Source organism: Mycobacterium sp. Aquia_213, assembly GCF_026625985.1.
Taxonomy (GTDB): Bacteria; Actinomycetota; Actinomycetes; order Mycobacteriales; family Mycobacteriaceae; genus Mycobacterium.
In genome coordinates, this window is record NZ_CP113116.1 from 5,910,834 (window position 1) to 5,927,538 (window position 16,705).

Consider the following 16,705-nt stretch of genomic DNA (forward strand, 5'->3'; position numbering starts at 1 on the left):
GGCCATGGCCATCACCGCAATCCAGATCGGGCTCGATCCCGACGTGATCGATTACTCCGCACCCGACTTCGCGCAGTTTCCCGGGCTGTCGCGGGAGAAGCTGCGCACCGCCAACAACGACAACGTCGTCGCGTTGCGCGAAGCGGGCTACCAGGTCGACAACTGCCTGATCGACTTCGGCGAGGCGGGTGCCGACAAGGCCCGCCAGTGGCTGGAGGCCAAGCGATACGACGCGGTGCTCATCGGCGCGGGTGTGCGGCTGATCGCCAGCAACACGCTGCTGTTCGAGTCGATCGTGAACGCCGCCCACACCGCCCAGCCCGGCTGCCGCTTCGTTTTCAATCGAGCCGCCGTGGCGACGCCCGACGACATCCGTCGCTGGTACCCGCACCCGGAGGCGGCGGCGTGATGACCACTCACCGTGTCGATGTCCTCGTCGTCGGCGCCGGACCGACGGGCCTGACCGCCGCGGGTGACCTGGCGCGCGCGGGCCGCTCGGTCACGGTGCTGGAGCGCTGGCCCACGGTCAACCCGTCCAGCCGGGCATTCGCCACCCAGGCCCGCACGCTGGAGGTCCTCGACGCCCGGGGGGTCGCCGAGGACCTCTTGGCGCGTTCGCATCGGGCACCGGGAGTCACGATTTTCGGCGGTGCCCGCATCGACCTCACCCACCTGGATTCGCCTTATCAATACGCGATGATCACCCCGCAGACCAATGTCGATCGGGCATTGGCCGACTACGCGGTCGCCCAAGGCGCCGACATCCAGCGCGGCGTCGAGGTCATCGGACTCGACCAGGACGCCGATGGCGTGACGGTGACCGTACGTCCGGACGACGGCGCCGCGGCCGAGCACACCCGTTGGCGGGCAAAGTATTTGGTCGGCGCCGACGGGGCGCACAGCACGGTTCGCGGGTTGGTAGGTGCGGACTTCCCCGGGCGCACGATCCTGTCGTCGATCGTTCTTGCCGACGTCAAGCTCGCGCACGGGCCTTCGGGCGGTGGCCTGAGGCTGTTCAGCACGCGCAAGGAGTTCGCGTTTCTGGTTCCCTACGACCGTCACGACGGCGACGGCTCGTGGTATCGCACGATGGTCTGGGATCGCAACAATCAGCTGCCCGACACCGAAGCCGTCGGTCGCGACGAGATCGCTGGTGTCTTGGCGCGGGCGATGGACGCCGACCCGGGCCTGCTCGAGGTGGGCTGGAAGTCCCGATTCCATTGCGACGAACGCCAAGTCGCCCAGTACCGGCATGGTCGCGTGTTTCTGGCCGGAGACGCCGCGCACGTCCACTCCCCGATGGGCGGTCAGGGTATGAACACCGGCATTCAGGACGCGGCGAACCTCGCGTGGAAGATCGATGCCGCGCTCGCCGGTGCCGACGACGCCGTGCTCGACACTTACCACGACGAACGTCATCCGATCGGCAAGCGGGTGCTGCGGCAGTCGGGCATGATGGCCCGCGGCATCACGCTTCGTCCGCCACTGGCACGCGGGCTGCGAAATCTGCTGGTGCCGAGGCTACTTCGCATTCCCCGGGTTCGTGACGCGATCGCCGGGGGCTTCACCGGAACAGCGCTGCGATATTCTCACGGCCGGGGCGAGAGCCCGCTGGTGGGCACCCGCGCTACGCAGATTCCGCTGCGGCACAAGCGAATCAACGAGCTGCTGCGCCTGCCCGGGTTTGTGTTCGTTCGCGAGCGGGACGCGCCCGTGGTCGACGCGGCCTGGCTCCCCCAGGCGGTGCGGACCGACGGCGGCCCGGCGGTGTTGGTACGCCCCGACGGCTACATCGCCTGGGCCGGCGATTCCGCCGACCGGTCCGCGTGGGCCGAGGTACTGGCGCGGTGGGAGGGCCGAACCCGGCCCGACTGGGTCAGCTATGCGCGGCGGTAATCCCGTTGAGCCCCAGGAGTTCTGCTAGTTGCTGCGCCGAGTAGCGTCCCGGACCAAGGCCGTTTTGCACGGTTGCACGTGCGGCGCGCGCTAAGGCGGTGTTCAGCGGCGCCTCGATGCCATGTCGATGGGCGATCCGAACGATCTCCCCGTTCAAGAAATCGGTCTCCACATTGCCGGTCTGGCGGCTCAACGATTGCCACGTCGAATTGTTCGGTCCGGTATTCGATCCGGGCACCGGACGTATCGTGGGTCCATCGACGCGGGTCGCCGTCGACACCTCGAACGAGATGAATTCGATTCCTGCCTGCCGCAACACATTTTCGCCTTCGCGCCGCAGCGCGGCCACCACTTCGCCCGCGTCGGCCGCGCCCGCCGTCAGGGCACCGACGGCGTTGCCGAGATTGCTCAGCAACTTGTTGTACTTCCAGGGGGCGACGTCGTCGGGGGTGCGCACCCTGACCCCGGCCGCGGTCCACGTCTGCGCAAGCTCCGCCAACAGGTCGGCGTCGTCCTGGGTGCCCAGCGCTGCCGGCCACCGCGAAATGTGGAACTGCCCGACCACCGGCCACGCCCGCACCACAACCTCGCCCGGTTCGAGATGCACGGCCGGTAACCAGACGCAGATGCCGAATACCCGACGGAAGTAGCGCAGCGCTTTCTCCTCTGCGGCAACGCCGTTGAGTGCGGTCATCGCCGGCAGGTGCTCGCCCGCGGTCCCGACGACGCCGTCCGGGCCATGGACGGGTTGGTCCACCCATTCCTGTAACGCCGCGTCGAGTTGTTGGGTCTTGGTCGCGAACACCAGGACGTCACGAAGAGTCAATCGCACGTCGTCGGGCCGCGACGCCGTGGTGACCGCGGTGCGGAACGTTCCGTCGGGTGTTTTCAGCGTGAGGCCCTCGGCTGCCAGGACCTCGGCATGTCGGCCGCGCGCAATCAACACGGTGGGGATACCGGCTCGGGCCAGCACCCCGCCCACGGTGCCGCCGATGGCACCGGCACCGACGATCACGTATCGGTGGTCTTTTCCAGCAGACAATTCGCCCACCTTCCGTCGGCGTCCGTACGTTTTCTTGCGCGAGGTTACGTCGGCTTCCTTGGAGGTGCGTGAGCGCGCGAAAGCGGGCCTCCTCCGGAGGTTGCTGGTACCCCGCAACCAGCAACCCCTGAAGGAAGCCCGCTTTCTCCTTGCGATCCAGGTCTGTAGTCGTTTGACTACAGTGTAGTGTAGACATGTGACTACACAAAGCGCAAGCCCCGATGCGGTGCAGGAATCGGTTCCGACCGGCCGCGACGAGGTGAGCGCCGCGATCCTGGACAGCGCGGCCGAGATGTTCGCCGAGCGCGGCCCCGGGGCGGCGTCGATTCGGGACATCGCGGCTCGCGCCCGCGTGAACCACGGCCTGGTGTTTCGCCATTTCGGTACGAAGGAGAAGCTCGTCGCGGCCGTACTCGATCACTTGGCCGCCAAGATGACGACATTGACCGACGGCGAGGCGTCCCCGGCCGAGGTCGAGGTGGCCACCGCGCGCCATTTGCGGGTCATCGCGCGTGCACTGCTCGACGGGTTTCCGGCGGGCAAACTGCAGTCCAGCTTTCCCGCCGCCGCCAGGCTGCTCGACGGGATCCGGCCCGAGCATGAGAGCGAAGAGAGCGCCCGGCTGGGAGCGGCGAACGCGATCGCCCTGCTGCTGGGTTGGCAACTGTTCGAACCGTTCATACGATCGGCGACCGGGCTCGATCTGTCCCGAGAGGAGCTGCGCCAATCGATGTTCGCCGAGATGGCCAGGCTTGCCGAACCGCACTGATACGTGGGGCGTCGACGTCTCGAAGTTCGGAACCGCCGGATGCTCGGTAGGCTGGGTGGGCGTCGAAGCCCCGAGGAGGCGCTGATGTCCTGCACCGTTTGGGCGAGTTGACGTGAGCGAGACGACGTCCGCCGCGACCGATCGTCTAGCGGAGCTGCCGTTGCCACCCGGTCCGCGAGTGCCCGGCGTGGTGCAGACCGCACTGTTCTCCCATCGAGACCGCCTCACGCCATGGCTGCGCAAGCACTACGGCGACGTCATCGCGGTCTCCGTGCTGGGCCGGCCCTCGGTCCTGGTGTGCACTCCCGAGCTCAATCGCTCCGTGCTCGGCGGCGAGCCGACCACTTTCCACGCGGGCGAAGGAAGAATTCAGGGGATCCGGAACGTGATGGGTGAGCGTTCGGTGGTGACCACTGACGAAGCCGCTCACCAACGCCTTCGCAAACTCCTGGTGCCACCCTTTAACGGTGCTGCGCTGCGCGGCTACCAGGACATGATGAACGAGCTCGCCGCCAAAGAAATCGGCCGGTGGCCGGTCGGCACCCCGTTCGCCGCGCAGCCGCGGATGAACGCCGTGACTTTAGAGATGATGTTGCGCGTGGTCTTGGGTCTTCGGGAGGGACCACAACTCGACGCACTTCGTGTCCCGTTCTCGCGACTCGTTACCGCCTCCATGGCGGTCTACGCCGGCGAGGTGGTACCGCAGCTGCAGCGATTCGGGCCCTGGAAGCGATTCCGTCAACTACGAGAGCGCATCGACGACGTGCTGTACGCAGAGATCCGCGAGCGCCGCAGCGCCGGAAACACCGCCGATCGCGGCGACGTGTTGTCCCAATTGATCGCCTCGCAAGTCGACGGCGACCGGCTCTCCGATGTCGAGCTGCGCGACCAGATGGTCACCCTGCTGCTGGCCGGCCACGAAACCACCGCCATCACGCTGTCCTGGACCCTGCACGACCTGGCACACAATCAACCGTTGCAGGACAAGGCTATTGCGGCCGTCGACACCGGGGACGACAAATACTTCGAAGCCGTCATCAAAGAGTCGATGCGGCTGCATCCCGTGTTCTATGCCGTCGCACGACGACTCACCCACGATGTCGAACTGGGCGGCTACCGTGTCCCCGCCGGCTACACCGTGTTCGCGGGCATCGGCCCGGTGCAGTCCGATCCCGGCCAGCACGCCGATCCGAACGTCTTCCGTCCCGAACGGTTCCTCGACGGCTCGACCACGGCCTGGAACTGGCTGCCATTCGGCGCCGGGGTACGCCGTTGTCTCGGTGGGGGATTCGCGATGATGGAGTCCACCGCGATCCTTCGCGAGGTCCTGCTCAACTACCGTCTCGCGCCCGCCCGCAACCGGCCCGAGACAGCCCGGGCACGTCACGTTGTCTACATCCCTTCCCACGGCGCACGCATCATCGCCCATCGACGTGCGAAATAGGCTGTCAGCGCATTGAATTGATCATTGCGCCGCCGTCGTTGTCGACTTGAGTGGTCGCATTGTCGTTCTGCCTGAAGTCAATGAAGGCCGTCTGCCGAGTCGAGGTGTTCAGCAGCTCGTTGAATGTGCCGATGACGGGAATCGGCCCCTGCGGACCTGACACGTCCGCGGTGTAGTTGATGAACGCCTCCTGCTGGAACTTGGGTCCCTGCAGTGTTTTCGTGATAGGTGCGCTCAAGTCCTTGACGTTGATCACGCCCGCCGCCGGAGTTCCGGTCAAATGACTGACATCGGCCTGCAGCATCCCGACGAGATCGCCTCCGCGCGCGGGTTTGACCGCGACCTGTAGCTGCGCGCTGGAGTCGGCGTTGGACAGCGCCACCCAATCGGTGCCGCGGTCCGCCATCGTCCAACCCGGCGCCGGCGTGATCGAGACGCCACCCGCGATGGCGACCGAGTCGGCCGAAGCCCGCGCGTGCGGTGGCCGGTTGACGTTGGCGATCAGGACGATCGCGGTGGCCGCGACGCCGACGATCGCGAGTGAACGCCGCCGAAATCCGAACGGTGCCCCAGTTGTCGACCAGGTGGTCATGCTCTTACTCCTGACGCTCAGCGGGCTAGTGGTTACTTTGCCCATCGGCTTCTAGAGTCGTCCGACGTCGTAAGACTTGTCCAAGACCGGGTTGCTATGGCTCGATATACGCCGCTTATCAAGCGTGCGCACGACGCCGCGCGCGGCCCCACTTAGCGGGAGTAGCTAGGCAGCTGCCACCCCGGAAGCCGACACGGGGGTCACCTCGGAGTGCACGTGGCCGCAGGTCCCGCAGCGCACCTCGTACTCGAGTTTGTTGTCACCGACTTCCAGGAACCGATACTCAGCGAACGCCGCGCATCGCGGGCACCGCGTGCGACCGTGCTCTACTGTCGTCATCTGCGGGCTCCCTTCGCGACTGCGGTTTCGTGAAAATACCCGCTTGAGGCCTGGTCAAACCTGCTATTTCGCGGCTAGTAGAGACGGTATGCCTGACCCGACAAATCGAATCCGTGCTGCGTCTTCGTGTTCCGGCACCCAATGCCCGCCGGTGTGCTGGTGCACGACATCAGGCCGACGGTGTGGGTGTTGCCGACCGCGAGCAGCGGGCCGTCACCGAACGCGCTGTCGATGTGGCAGGCAAACTGACCCGGCTGGTCGCCGTTGACGATGAGCGCGTTACCCCAATCCAATGGGCAGTCCGCCGGCTTGGGCGGCGGACTGAATGCGTAGTCCTTGATATCGCAGCGTGCCTGGAAGTCGTAGACCTCGCATCCGATGTTGCCGCCCGGCAGCGTGATAAAGCCGGGGTCGGCCGATGCCCGCGGCGCGAACATGCCGAGCCCAGCGACCGCTACCGCTGCGGCGGCGACCATGCGTTTCATGCGCCGGACGTTACCCGGCGAGCGGGCACTTTGGCCCCGGAAGCGTATTGCCGCTTTGAACACATATCGTTAATGTGTTCAAATGCCCGTCGATGCCGCATCGATACGGCCATCGTCGTTGTCGGACAACGAGTTTCGTATTTGACCCGCCGCCCGGCCACAACCGGCACCGCACGCAGAGGAGCTATCGGCATGACCGACACTGCCACCCCGTTAGCCGGGAAGGTCGCTTACGTGACGGGAGCGGCCCGCGGACAGGGCCGCTCACACTGCATCCGGTTGGCCCGGGCCGGCGCCGACATCGTCGCGATCGACGCGTGCGCGCCGGTTGCCGAGCACAACGGCTATCCCCCGGCCGCACCCGAAGACCTCGCCGAGACGGTCAGCCTGGTTGAGGGTGAGGGCCGCAAGATCCTGGCCGAGGAGGTCGACGTCCGTGACCTGGCCGGCCAGCAGCGGGTGGTGTCGAATGCGATCGAACAGTTCGGGCGCCTCGATATCGTCGTTGCTAATGCCGGCGTGCTGAATTGGGGCCGGGTGTGGGAGATTTCGGCTCAGCAGTGGCAGGAGACGCTAGACACCAACCTCACCGGGTTGTGGAACACCATGAAATCCGTGGTGCCGGCGATGATCGACGCCGGCAATGGCGGATCGATCATTAACATCAGTTCCGCGGCGGGAATCAAAGCCGTCCCGGGCTGCGGGCATTACTGCGCGACGAAATTCGGAGTCGTCGGCCTCACCAACTCGTTGGCGGTCGAACTCGGTGAATTCGGCATCCGCGTCAACTCGGTGCACCCCTACGGAACCGACACCCCGATGGGCAACGACCTGTCGATGTACAAGGTTTTTCAAGATCACCCGCAATACATCCACAGCTTCTCGCCCGGCGCACTGCCGACCGATTCGCTGGCCGCCCCCGACCTGATCTCCGACATCGTCGTGTGGCTGGCCGGCGATGCGTCCTCGTTGGTCACCGCCGCCCAAATCCCGGCCGACAAGGGCTATCTCAAGATCTGAGCGCCCGCTATCGGCGGTCAGCGTCGTTGGTTGCGGCCGCTGGTCGCGGAATCGCTCTGGGGGCGATCGGAGAAAGTAGGCATCTGCACGGGTTCCGAGTCGTCATCTGTGTGAGACACGACCTCGGGCTCGGTGCGATGTGAAAACAAATCCGACGAATTCATCGAGCGGGGTCCTTAAATTGGTTCGGCTTCAGCGCAACGTTGGTTGTCGAGCGAAGGTCGATCGATTCGTGAGCTGCGCATCTACACACAAAGACGTCCAGGGTGCCAATGCCGATACGAGCGACTTACCCACCAATCTACACGCGGGCGTCGGGAAAAACGTCGTTCGGAGCGATTGCTCCGCCACCAACCCCGCAACGTGCTGTGGGCTGGCGGGAAATCACCCACCAGCCCACAAGAAGAAAAGCTCACACTAGATGGCGGTTACCCCGACAGCCTGCGGACCCTTGTTCCCCTGCTCGACGTTGAACTCAACTCGCTGGTTTTCCTCGAGCGACTTGTAGCCGTTTCCCTGGATTTCTGAGTAGTGGACAAACACATCTGCTGCGCCACCATCCGGAGCGATAAAACCGAAGCCTTTTTCGCTGTTAAACCACTTCACAGTTCCCTGTGTCATACCTTCAACTTCTCTCATCCTGAATGGATGCCGACGGGCATCCCGGGTCAGACTAGCATGTGCGGCGCGTAGGAGTTGTCTTCGACTGCGATGGAACGCTTTTCATCCACTCAGACGAGGTGAGCGACCGCGAGTTCGTGCTGAAAAATGGTCTACCGCAAGGAAGTTCGGCGGGTACCGGCTCAAGCATGCAGTTACTGACTCAGCACCGGTCTGAGGTCATCGAGGCGGTCGAACAGGTGCCAGATGTATCCCGACGATCCGTTCTCGCGGTGCGGATGCAGGTCGGCGAGTTCAGGGTCGTTGCAGTAATTGTCAAAGGCTTCCCGCGATTCCCACTCCACCAGTATCAGCACTTGCCGCGGCTCGATGTCGCCGAGCATCGCGTGCTGGAAACTCCCCAGCGCAACAACGCGGCCGCCGTGTCGGGCCACCTCGGCGGGTGACCGTCGTGAGTAAGCGCGGTACTCGTCGGCATCGGCAATATCGAAGAGATTCAAGGCATAAACGCTCATGGCGCCGACGTTACGTGCGGCCGCTCGTCGCCTCTACGCCAGGCTGACCAGTTGCTCGACCGAGTCTTTGGGCAGCTCACCGTCGACAACCGCCGTAACGACCATGTTTTGCAAGGTGATGGCGCCCCCATGGTTGTCCAGGAACGCGGTGTCGGCGGCATCGCGGCCGGTGGCAATGCGGACCATGGACTGGCGGGGGGCCAGGCAGGTGGCATCGACGACCCGCCACACACCGTCGATCAGCGCCTCGGCCACGGCGTGAAAATCCATCGGTTGACATCCCGGCGCGTAGACCGCCACCAATCGGGCCGGGACATTCACCGCGCGCAGCAGCGCGATAACCAGGTGGGCGTAGTCGCGGCACACGCCCGCACCGGCGAGCAAGGTGTCGGCGGCCCCGTCGATTGGATCGCTGGATCCCGGAACATAATTCAGCCGGGTACCGACCCAGGACGAGACCTTCTCGAGCAACGTGACCGAGGTGCCGTACTGCTGGAATTCCGTCGCGGCGAATCCGAAGAACTTGTCGGCCTCGGCGTATCGGCTGGGGCGCAGATAGGTGATTGCGTCGATATCGCTGCGCGGCTCGGGGTCCGCCTGCCCGACGACGGTCGCCGAGTACGACAAGGTAACTGTTCCGGTGTCGGCGGCCACGACATGAATGCGTGTCTGGTGCGGGCCGACGATTTCGCGCGGCTCAAGCACCTTGCCGTTTCGCTCGATGGTGAGCGATTCGCTCACCTCGAGGCCTGGCTGACGGCTGACCGCGATCTGGATGTCCAGCACCGTCGGTTCGGTTACCTCGATCTCGATTTCTGCGCCAACCGTGCGGCCGGCGCCGGCCGTGCTGTCGTCGTCTGTCGCGACGCGGCGTCTCCATGCAGGCATGCGATCAAGCCCTCTCGTCTAGGCCAGTCGATTCCCGCTCACTGCTTGGCAGGGCTCACTTGTACGCCCTTTCTTACCGCACCCGCCCTCCGCCCGCTCGTCGGCGGCGGGGCCTGACTACTGGCCCGCCTTGCTGGCCAGGTCGATCGCGTACTGGTTGACGAAGGTGCCCGCCGGCGGATCGCCTTTGCCGCATGATCCGTCGGATTCACCGGGGCGTTTGATCCACAAGTAGGCGTCGGCGTGCGCGCCGGCGGTCGACGCGGTCGGCGGAGCGCCCAGTGCCCGGCCGCTGGGGTTGCACCAGTTGAGCTCGGCGTCAGGCGCCGGTCCGGCACCGTTGCGTGACGTGTCGACCACGTAGTGCGAACCGTTCGTGAGCCCCGAAATCGCTTCGCCGTACCCGATTTCGTCCTCGGTGGTGAAGAAGTTCGCGGTGTTGACGCTGAAACCCCGCGCGTGGCCGACGCCGGCCTGGTTGAGCCGGCCGGCCATGTCCTCGGGGCTGTGCCAGCGCAGGTGCCCGGCATCGACGTAGACGGCCGCGTTCGGATCCCGGGTCAGCGTGTCGACGGCGTAGCGAATCAAGTCGTAGCGTTCTTGGCGCTGGTCACCCGACAGGCAGTCGGCCATGGCGAGCGCATCGGGTTCGACGACGATCGCCACCCGCGACGCGCCCACGCCGGCAGCGATGCCGTCGATCCAGCCTCGGTAGTCCGCGCCCGACCCGAGCCCACCCGCCGCGAAGCTGCCGCAGTCGCGGTGCGGGATTCCATACAGCGTCAGAACCGGGATGGCGCCGGCAGCCGCCGCGTCGCCGACGTACTTCCCGACCGTGCCCGCCGAGCCGCCCGGGACGATCCAGTACGCCTGCGGGGTGTTGGCGATGGCGGTCAACTGGGGACTCGGTGGCTGGGCGCCCTGCGCGGCGCGCATGGCCGCCGAGCCGGGGTTGACGTAGAACGGCGCTCCGGCCAGCGGGTTCCCGTCACTGGCCAAACGCACCCTCGGGGCGGCCTGCGGCGGGTCGGCCGCAATACCTACCCAGGCAACGGCCGCAATGGTGAGGAAGGGGCCAATCCACCGAGCAAGAGCCCGCGCAGCTGAGGACATCACTTCAGGGAAATTAGTGCGTCAAGGCACAGGGCGCACAACTGGCCCACAATTGCGGCCGGACGGGCAGCGGATCAGCCCCACCAGAACGCCGCGGCGATGATCCCGTAGAGCACGACCAGGGTGGCGCCTTCGAGCCATGTCGATTCGCCGTCGAACGAGATGAACGCGGTGAGCACGACCGCGAGCAGCAGGACCACCACCAGCATCGGGCTGAAAACCAGAGTCAGCCCGGCCATGCCGGTCACCTGCGAGATGAGCACCAGCACCGGCCCCAGCACCAGCGAGATCTGAAGGGGTGAATTGAGGACGACCGAAAATGCGTAGGCGGACTGGTTCCGCGCGGCGAGCTGGATGCCGACGAAGTTCTCCACCGCGTTGCCGGCGATCGCCACCACCACCAGCCCCGCGAAGACCTCCGAGATATTGAGCGCGTGCATGGCCGGTTGCAGCGCATCGACAAACCACTCCGACACGAAGGCGGCCAGGACACCGGCGACGGCCAGCATGCCGACCGCGAGCCAGACCGGCCAGCGCGGGTGCTCGTGGAACCCGGCGGACTGCTCCTCGTCGTCCTCGCGGCGCAGCGAAGCCGGTAAGGACAGCACGAACAAGCCCACCAGCAGCACCGAGACGACGATCGACAGTGCGTCCTCGTGGGTTGAGGCCGGGGTGTGGATCCAGTAGGCCACCGACGGGATCGACATCGCTGTGACCGACAGCAGCATCAGCACCGTCACGGTGCGGGCACGATGAGACCCGAGTTGCTGCGTTCCGTGCCGCAGTCCGCCGGCCACGAATGCGAGTCCCAGCACCAACAGGAGGTTGGCCAATATAGATCCGACCAACGCGGCGCGGACCACGTCGACCAGGCCCTTCCGGAGGCTGAACAGGCAGATGAAGAGCTCGGGGAGGTTGCCGAGCGCCGACTGGAGCACGCCGGTAGCGCCGGCGCCAAAGCGATCACCGAGCTGGTCCACACTGTGGCCCACCACCGCCGCGAGAACACCGACCGCCGCGGCCGCGACAAGGAAGGTGAGCACCGAGTTCCAACCGCCGAAATGGGCGACGCCGGCGCATAGCGTGAACGCCACCGAGAGGAACAACAAGATTCGATCGGACCGAACCAGTACGGGCGTCGCGGCGGCCGGCATGGGTCAACCCTATGCGAGCCGACGCGACGACGCGGCGTGTCAAGGGAAGTCGTTGGTGGACAACAACACCCGGGCATAGTCATCCGCTGCACCGGAATGCCTTACGCTGGGCCGAGACGAATCGAGCGTGCGTCGCCGATCGTTGCGGAAGGCCGTACCGAAGGGTATACGGTATTCCCGCGTAGCCGAGCCGCGACGCCTGCAAAGGCGTTCAGGCCGGGGCCGGGGCTCGCCCGAAGTAGAGCTCCTGAGTCGCGACGCACACCATTTGCCCCGTGCGGTTGTACATCGTCGACGTGGTCAGCCCCCGGCCCGCGACACCGCTGACCGACATCTGATCCGACAGGACCCAGTCCGCCAGGTCGACTGGCCGGTGAAACCACAGTGCGTGATCGATGAGGGCGTTGAATGTGCTGACCGGCGTGGCCCGCCGCATGACGAGCGCGGGTTCGACCATCGTGGTTCCGGACAGGTAGGTCAGCAGGCAGTCGTGCAGCACCTCGTCGGGCGCGACAAAGCTGTTGGGCCGCCACCACATTCGCAACCGCGGCGACAGCTCGGGGAGGTCGACGGCAAGCCGTGGTGGGGGGTCGACGTAGCGCAACTCGAAGGGCCGGGGCTCGACCCAGAAACCGTCCAGTTCATCGGCGTAGGCCGCCAACTGCTCCTGCACCGGCGGTAGCGAGTCGGGATCGGCGACGTCGGGCATCGGCTGTTGATAGTCCAGCGACTCGAATGGCTCGTTGAACGAAGCGAGCGCTTCGAGCAGAATCTGGCCGTCCTGCCGGGCCGAGATCTTGCGGGTGGACAACGCGCCGCCGTCGCGGGCCGCGTCGATGTGAAGGTCAACAGGCTTGCGGGCATCACCGGCGCGCAGGTAGTAGACGTGCACGCTGTGGGGCCTGCGCCCCGGCGCAGTGCGGCTTGCCGCCATCAGAGCCTGGGCGGCGATGTGACCTCCGGCGATGTGGTGGCTCGGGTTGTCCAACTGCGCGGCGAGGAAGTGGTGTTCGTCAACGCGGTCAACGTTGAGCGTGTCGATGACATCGGCCAGGGTCGGCCAGCGGTAACTCACTCGGGCAATATTGTCATCCGCTTCACCGGCGAGCGGCCGGGGGCTGCCGGTGCTTATGGGCGGTCGGCGCTGGGGAAGAGTTCGGCGATCAGTGCGTGGACGTGTTCGGTGATGGCGTCGCGGATGGCGCGAACGATATCGGCAGGCTGGCCTGCTGGGTCGTCGAGTTCCCAGTCGCGGTAAGCGATTCCGGGGACGTGGGGGCGGATGTCGCCGCAGCCCATGGTTATCACGATGTCGCTGGTCCCCACGAGTTCGGGCGTGAGGAGTTGGGGGGTTGCGCTGGTGATGTCGATGCCGATTTCGGCCATCGCCGCGATGGCGCCGGGGTTGAGCACGTAGGCGGGTTCGGTTCCGGCAGAGCGAACGTCGACGCGATTACCGGCGAGGTGGGTGAGTAATGCGGAGGCCATTTGAGAGCGGCCGGTGTTGTGCACACAGACGAACAAAACGCTAGGTTTGGCACTCAACGGTCGGCGCTCCCAGGAAAATCAGCCCAGCGCTAGACGCTGCTAGGCCAACGGCAGTCTACGCTTCGACCAGCAGAAATAGCTTTGCAGGCGACTTTCGGGACCACCCAACCCGGCCGATGGTCGCTATCGCGCCATGTTGGCGAAGCGCGACAGGTGCAGCTGGTGGGCGACGGTGACCGTCTTGGTCGGGCCGTTGCGGTGCTTGGCCAGAATGAAGTCGGCCTCTCCCCCACGCGGGTCGTCGCGCTCGAATGCATCCGGGCGGTTCAGCAGGATGACCATGTCCGCGTCCTGCTCCAGCGATCCCGACTCACGAAGGTCCGACAGCATCGGCTTCTTGTCGGTGCGCTGCTCGGGACCACGGTTCAGCTGGCTGATCGCGACGACAGGAACCTCAAGCTCCTTGGCCAACAGTTTGAGGTGGCGCGAGAATTCGGAGACCTCGAGCTGCCGCGACTCGACCTTCTTGCCCGATGACATCAGCTGCAGATAGTCGACCACGACCAGACGCAGGTCGGCCTTCTGCTTCAGCCGACGCGCCTTGGCGCGGATCTCCATCATGGTCAGGTTCGGCGAGTCATCGATATACAGTGGCGCCTCGCTGATCTCGCTCATCCGCCGGGCCAACCGCGTCCAGTCGTCGTCGTTCATCCGGCCCGAACGCATATCGGCAAGTTTGATTTTCGCTTCCGCCGACAGCAGCCGCATCACGATCTCGGACTTGCTCATTTCCAGCGAGAAGATGACGCTGGCCATCCGGTGCTTGATCGAGCACGAGCGCAAGAAGTCCAAACCCAATGTGGAGTTATGGGTGGGCACCATGGCCTTGCTCGCCAAATACATGTGGCTGTCGTTGTCCACTTCGACGCACCGCACCGGAACTGTCTCGATCGGGCGGACGTCCACAACGAAGCGGGATCCAGAGCGCTGGGTGTTGACGCCGGCCCGACGCTCCTTGTGCGCTATGGCTTTCCGTTGCAGTCCAAACACAATGTCGTCCGTGGAGAAGGTCAGGGTGTAGGCGATGCTGGACGATTCGCTACGGCCGCGGACGCGCTTCGTCGAGGTTTGGCAGCGATAGCCCAGGCTGACGATCAGCTCGGCGACATCGCACGCCAGTCGATTGCTGGTCACGGAGAACTGGACTGCGCCGCCCGCCGTCACTGTTCCGTCGGTGTCAAGCAGGCCCGCGAGCAGGTCGCGCCGCTGAGTCTCGGACCCGCGTAGGTATTCCGTCGGAATCTGCTTATTACCAAGCACTCCGAGTGTGCGCAGTCGCGCCTGCAATGTCCCCACGGCATTGTGACACTTCTGGCATAACCTCAGCCCGCACGACGGTCCCGCGCATCGAACGCAGGTTGGGCTCGGCACCGGAGCAGAGATAAACCGTGCTCGGCCACCACAGGAACGCCCACAGGTCCGCACCTGACTGGTGTGCGGAATGAACGACTTGCCGCAGACCGCGCATGCGCGAGGGGCCGACTCGGCATCAGCCGGTAGGCGCAGTTGGTAGCGGTACCGCGCGGATTCGGAAGCAACTGCAACGTACCCATCCGCTTCGATCCGCATGATGAGTTCGGGATCGGCCGTGGTGATCTGGGCTGCGGCACCGGTGCCATCTCCCAGCCAGGCGCCCAAAGTGTATGGCTGCACCAAGAACTCGCGAGCCGGCAGGTCCAGAGCGCGCGCGTTGACCACGCTGTGGTTCAGTCGCTTGTCAATCGTGTCGCAGCGCAAAGTTCCGGCGATCTCGGCCGTCGTCCGCACCGCCGCAAAGGTGCGCTGATTCTTGGTGCGGTTGTAGCCCACCGCGGCGGCTTGCGCTGACTTCCGGGACGCGCGTGTATCGGTCAGCCACTGATGCTCGGCGTCGGCGACGATGACCGTCCCGTCGGAGAACTCCACCTCGTAGCAGGGCCGCCCCAGCATCACTTCGGTGGCAGCCACGACCCGTGTCGGCCGCCCGTCGGCGCCGAGCAACTCATCACCAACCGCGACGTCGCGCATCGTCGTCCAGCCGGTCGGCGTGGGCAGCGGCGTGTCCAAGGCCAGCGCCTTCCCCACTCCAGGCCTGGCCGCCACGATGATCATCTGCCCGGCATGCAGGCCGTTGGTCACCTCGTCGAGTTCGGTGAAACCGGTCGGCACGCCGCGCGCCACGCCGCCGTTGGAGGCGATGGCGTCGATCTCATCCATCGTCGGCTGCAGCAGATCCTCGAGCGGAACGAAATCCTCCGAGGTTCGCCGCTCGGCAACCTCATAGATCTCCGCTTGGGCCCGGTCGACCACCTCGGCCACATCGGCACCCTCGGCGCCCGCGTAGCCGTACTGCACGACCCGTGTTCCCGCCTCCACAAGCCGGCGCAGCAGCGCCTTCTCGGCCACGATGCCCGCGTAGTACCCGGCGTTGGCCGCCGTCGGCACCGTGGAGATCAGGGTGTGTAGGTACGGCGCCCCGCCGACCCTGCGCAGTAGGTTCCGGCGGTCGAGTTCGGCGGCCACCGTCACCGCGTCGGCGGGCTCCCCGCGCCCGTAGAGATCCAGGATCGCGTCGTAGACGTTCTGGTGGGCGGGCCGGTAGAAGTCGCTCGGCCGCAGCCGCTCGAGCACATCAGCGATGGCGTCCTTGCTCAGCAGCATCCCGCCCAACACCGACTGCTCGGCAGCCAGATCCTGCGGTGGCTGACGGCCGAAATCCTCGCTGGGCGGCGACGCATCCATGCCTGGCGCGCGGTCATCTACGACAGCCACAGACTCACACCTCCCTTACGGAACATGATACGAACATACATTCGATAGCCGACATTCGACATCGTCGATCAGGGCACTCCCACTCCGGACCCAAACGCCCGTGAAGCCTTGCGCCTGGAAGACCGTAAGCGTTGCTGGCCCACTGTTAAAAGGGCAGCTGTTCATAAGGCTGTGCATCGTGTGTGCATATCCATCGACACCTGTGTTGAGTGGGTTGTGGAGAACCTGTGGAACAAAACGCGGCGCTGCGACATCCCTGCAGATAAGGGTCGTACACGACCGGTGAATTGGTGTGGAGAAGAATCTCTTCGGCGTGTCGTCGCAGGTTACTGCCCCGGGCGTGTTGGCTTTCGGCCATATTTTCGCCGCGTTACGAGGGGGTTAAGGGGTCCACTCGGCAACGTCACCCAAATAGTTCGCCAGCCCGACCACGCCTGCCCATCCACAGGGCAACCCTTTGACGCGCTGAGGACACAACAAAATCCGGCGGCCGCCGATTTGGGGCAGCCGCCGGACGTGAAGAATCGG

The 16,705-nt window shown here is 65.4% G+C and carries 16 protein-coding genes and 1 pseudogene; 5 read left to right on the forward strand and 12 right to left on the reverse strand.

Annotated features, from left to right (window positions below; genetic code table 11):
- Positions 1–4: 4 nt before the first annotated feature.
- Complete coding sequence (locus LMQ14_RS27670; RefSeq protein WP_267732769.1) at positions 5–409, forward strand: hypothetical protein; 405 nt, start codon at positions 5–7, stop codon at positions 407–409.
- Positions 409–1,896 (forward strand): FAD-dependent oxidoreductase, encoded by a 1,488-nt coding sequence (locus LMQ14_RS27675; RefSeq protein ID WP_267732770.1) that lies wholly within the window; start codon positions 409–411, stop codon positions 1,894–1,896. The genes LMQ14_RS27670 and LMQ14_RS27675 overlap by 1 nt, the downstream gene beginning before the upstream one ends.
- On the opposite strand, the gene LMQ14_RS27680 is transcribed toward LMQ14_RS27675, so the two are convergent.
- Positions 1,877–2,938 carry a ketopantoate reductase family protein gene (locus LMQ14_RS27680; protein WP_267732771.1) on the reverse strand — a complete coding sequence of 354 codons (1,062 nt, stop codon included), beginning with the start codon at positions 2,936–2,938 and terminating at the stop codon, positions 1,877–1,879. The genes LMQ14_RS27675 and LMQ14_RS27680 overlap by 20 nt on opposite strands.
- A 196-nt stretch (positions 2,939–3,134) precedes the next feature.
- Here LMQ14_RS27680 and LMQ14_RS27685 point away from each other — a divergent pair, with 196 nt between their 5' ends.
- A complete protein-coding gene (locus LMQ14_RS27685; protein ID WP_420714581.1) occupies positions 3,135–3,707 on the forward strand; it encodes a TetR/AcrR family transcriptional regulator in 573 nt (190 codons plus the stop codon).
- Between the two features lie 112 nt (positions 3,708–3,819).
- On the forward strand, positions 3,820–5,151 hold the full coding sequence (locus LMQ14_RS27690) for a cytochrome P450 (protein WP_267732772.1): 1,332 nt from the start codon (positions 3,820–3,822) through the stop codon (positions 5,149–5,151).
- Between the two features lie 4 nt (positions 5,152–5,155).
- On the opposite strand, the gene LMQ14_RS27695 is transcribed toward LMQ14_RS27690, so the two are convergent.
- From LMQ14_RS27695 to LMQ14_RS27705, 3 genes are all read right to left on the reverse strand, one after another.
- On the reverse strand, positions 5,156–5,743 hold the full coding sequence (locus tag LMQ14_RS27695; protein ID WP_267732773.1) for a hypothetical protein: 588 nt from the start codon (positions 5,741–5,743) through the stop codon (positions 5,156–5,158).
- Between the two features lie 165 nt (positions 5,744–5,908).
- Positions 5,909–6,082 (reverse strand): hypothetical protein, encoded by a 174-nt coding sequence (locus tag LMQ14_RS27700; RefSeq protein ID WP_267732774.1) that lies wholly within the window; start codon positions 6,080–6,082, stop codon positions 5,909–5,911.
- A 74-nt stretch (positions 6,083–6,156) separates the two neighbouring features.
- The gene (locus tag LMQ14_RS27705) at positions 6,157–6,567 is read right to left on the reverse strand and encodes a DUF6636 domain-containing protein (protein ID WP_267732775.1); all 411 of its coding nucleotides are present in this window, start codon (positions 6,565–6,567) and stop codon (positions 6,157–6,159) included.
- Between the two features lie 192 nt (positions 6,568–6,759).
- On the opposite strand from LMQ14_RS27705, the gene LMQ14_RS27710 reads away from it, so the two are divergent.
- On the forward strand, positions 6,760–7,587 hold the full coding sequence (locus LMQ14_RS27710; RefSeq protein ID WP_267732776.1) for a mycofactocin-coupled SDR family oxidoreductase: 828 nt from the start codon (positions 6,760–6,762) through the stop codon (positions 7,585–7,587).
- 417 nt (positions 7,588–8,004) lie between these two features.
- Here the strand turns inward: LMQ14_RS27710 and LMQ14_RS27715 are convergent, their stop codons facing one another.
- The 8 genes and pseudogenes from LMQ14_RS27715 to dnaB form a co-directional block, all read right to left on the reverse strand.
- Positions 8,005–8,208 carry a cold-shock protein gene (locus LMQ14_RS27715; RefSeq protein ID WP_267732777.1) on the reverse strand — a complete coding sequence of 68 codons (204 nt, stop codon included), beginning with the start codon at positions 8,206–8,208 and terminating at the stop codon, positions 8,005–8,007.
- Between the two features lie 194 nt (positions 8,209–8,402).
- Positions 8,403–8,723, reverse strand: a complete 321-nt coding sequence (locus tag LMQ14_RS27720; protein ID WP_267732778.1) for a DUF1330 domain-containing protein — start codon at positions 8,721–8,723, stop codon at positions 8,403–8,405.
- A 33-nt stretch (positions 8,724–8,756) separates the two neighbouring features.
- A complete protein-coding gene (locus LMQ14_RS27725; RefSeq protein ID WP_267732779.1) occupies positions 8,757–9,611 on the reverse strand; it encodes a transglutaminase-like domain-containing protein in 855 nt (284 codons plus the stop codon).
- A 117-nt stretch (positions 9,612–9,728) separates the two neighbouring features.
- A complete protein-coding gene (locus tag LMQ14_RS27730; protein ID WP_267732780.1) occupies positions 9,729–10,727 on the reverse strand; it encodes a glycoside hydrolase family 6 protein in 999 nt (332 codons plus the stop codon).
- 71 nt (positions 10,728–10,798) lie between these two features.
- Positions 10,799–11,878, reverse strand: a complete 1,080-nt coding sequence (gene cax, locus LMQ14_RS27735; RefSeq protein ID WP_267732781.1) for a calcium/proton exchanger — start codon at positions 11,876–11,878, stop codon at positions 10,799–10,801.
- A 211-nt stretch (positions 11,879–12,089) separates the two neighbouring features.
- The gene (locus LMQ14_RS27740; protein ID WP_267732782.1) at positions 12,090–12,953 is read right to left on the reverse strand and encodes an acyl-CoA thioesterase; all 864 of its coding nucleotides are present in this window, start codon (positions 12,951–12,953) and stop codon (positions 12,090–12,092) included.
- 53 nt (positions 12,954–13,006) lie between these two features.
- A pseudogene (locus LMQ14_RS27745) lies at positions 13,007–13,414 on the reverse strand (arsenate reductase ArsC); the annotation flags it as partial.
- A gap of 135 nt (positions 13,415–13,549) precedes the next feature.
- Complete coding sequence (gene dnaB / locus LMQ14_RS27750; protein WP_267732784.1) at positions 13,550–16,177, reverse strand: replicative DNA helicase; 2,628 nt, start codon at positions 16,175–16,177, stop codon at positions 13,550–13,552.
- Between the last annotated feature and the right edge of the window lie 528 nt (positions 16,178–16,705).

Excerpts from the sequence above, each read along its gene's own strand:
- LMQ14_RS27725 (WP_267732779.1), bottom strand. The coding sequence starts at position 9,611 with ATGCCTGCATGGAGACGCCGCGTCGCGACAGACGACGACAGCACGGCC.
- LMQ14_RS27720 (WP_267732778.1), bottom strand. The coding sequence starts at position 8,723 with ATGAGCGTTTATGCCTTGAATCTCTTCGATATTGCCGATGCCGACGAG.
- LMQ14_RS27675 (WP_267732770.1), top strand. The coding sequence starts at position 409 with ATGACCACTCACCGTGTCGATGTCCTCGTCGTCGGCGCCGGACCGACG.
- LMQ14_RS27670 (WP_267732769.1), top strand. The coding sequence starts at position 5 with ATGGCCATCACCGCAATCCAGATCGGGCTCGATCCCGACGTGATCGAT.
- LMQ14_RS27710 (WP_267732776.1), top strand. The coding sequence starts at position 6,760 with ATGACCGACACTGCCACCCCGTTAGCCGGGAAGGTCGCTTACGTGACG.
- LMQ14_RS27715 (WP_267732777.1), bottom strand. The coding sequence starts at position 8,208 with ATGACACAGGGAACTGTGAAGTGGTTTAACAGCGAAAAAGGCTTCGGT.
- cax (WP_267732781.1), bottom strand. The coding sequence starts at position 11,878 with ATGCCGGCCGCCGCGACGCCCGTACTGGTTCGGTCCGATCGAATCTTG.
- LMQ14_RS27705 (WP_267732775.1), bottom strand. The coding sequence starts at position 6,567 with ATGAAACGCATGGTCGCCGCCGCAGCGGTAGCGGTCGCTGGGCTCGGC.
- LMQ14_RS27695 (WP_267732773.1), bottom strand. The coding sequence starts at position 5,743 with ATGACCACCTGGTCGACAACTGGGGCACCGTTCGGATTTCGGCGGCGT.
- LMQ14_RS27700 (WP_267732774.1), bottom strand. The coding sequence starts at position 6,082 with ATGACGACAGTAGAGCACGGTCGCACGCGGTGCCCGCGATGCGCGGCG.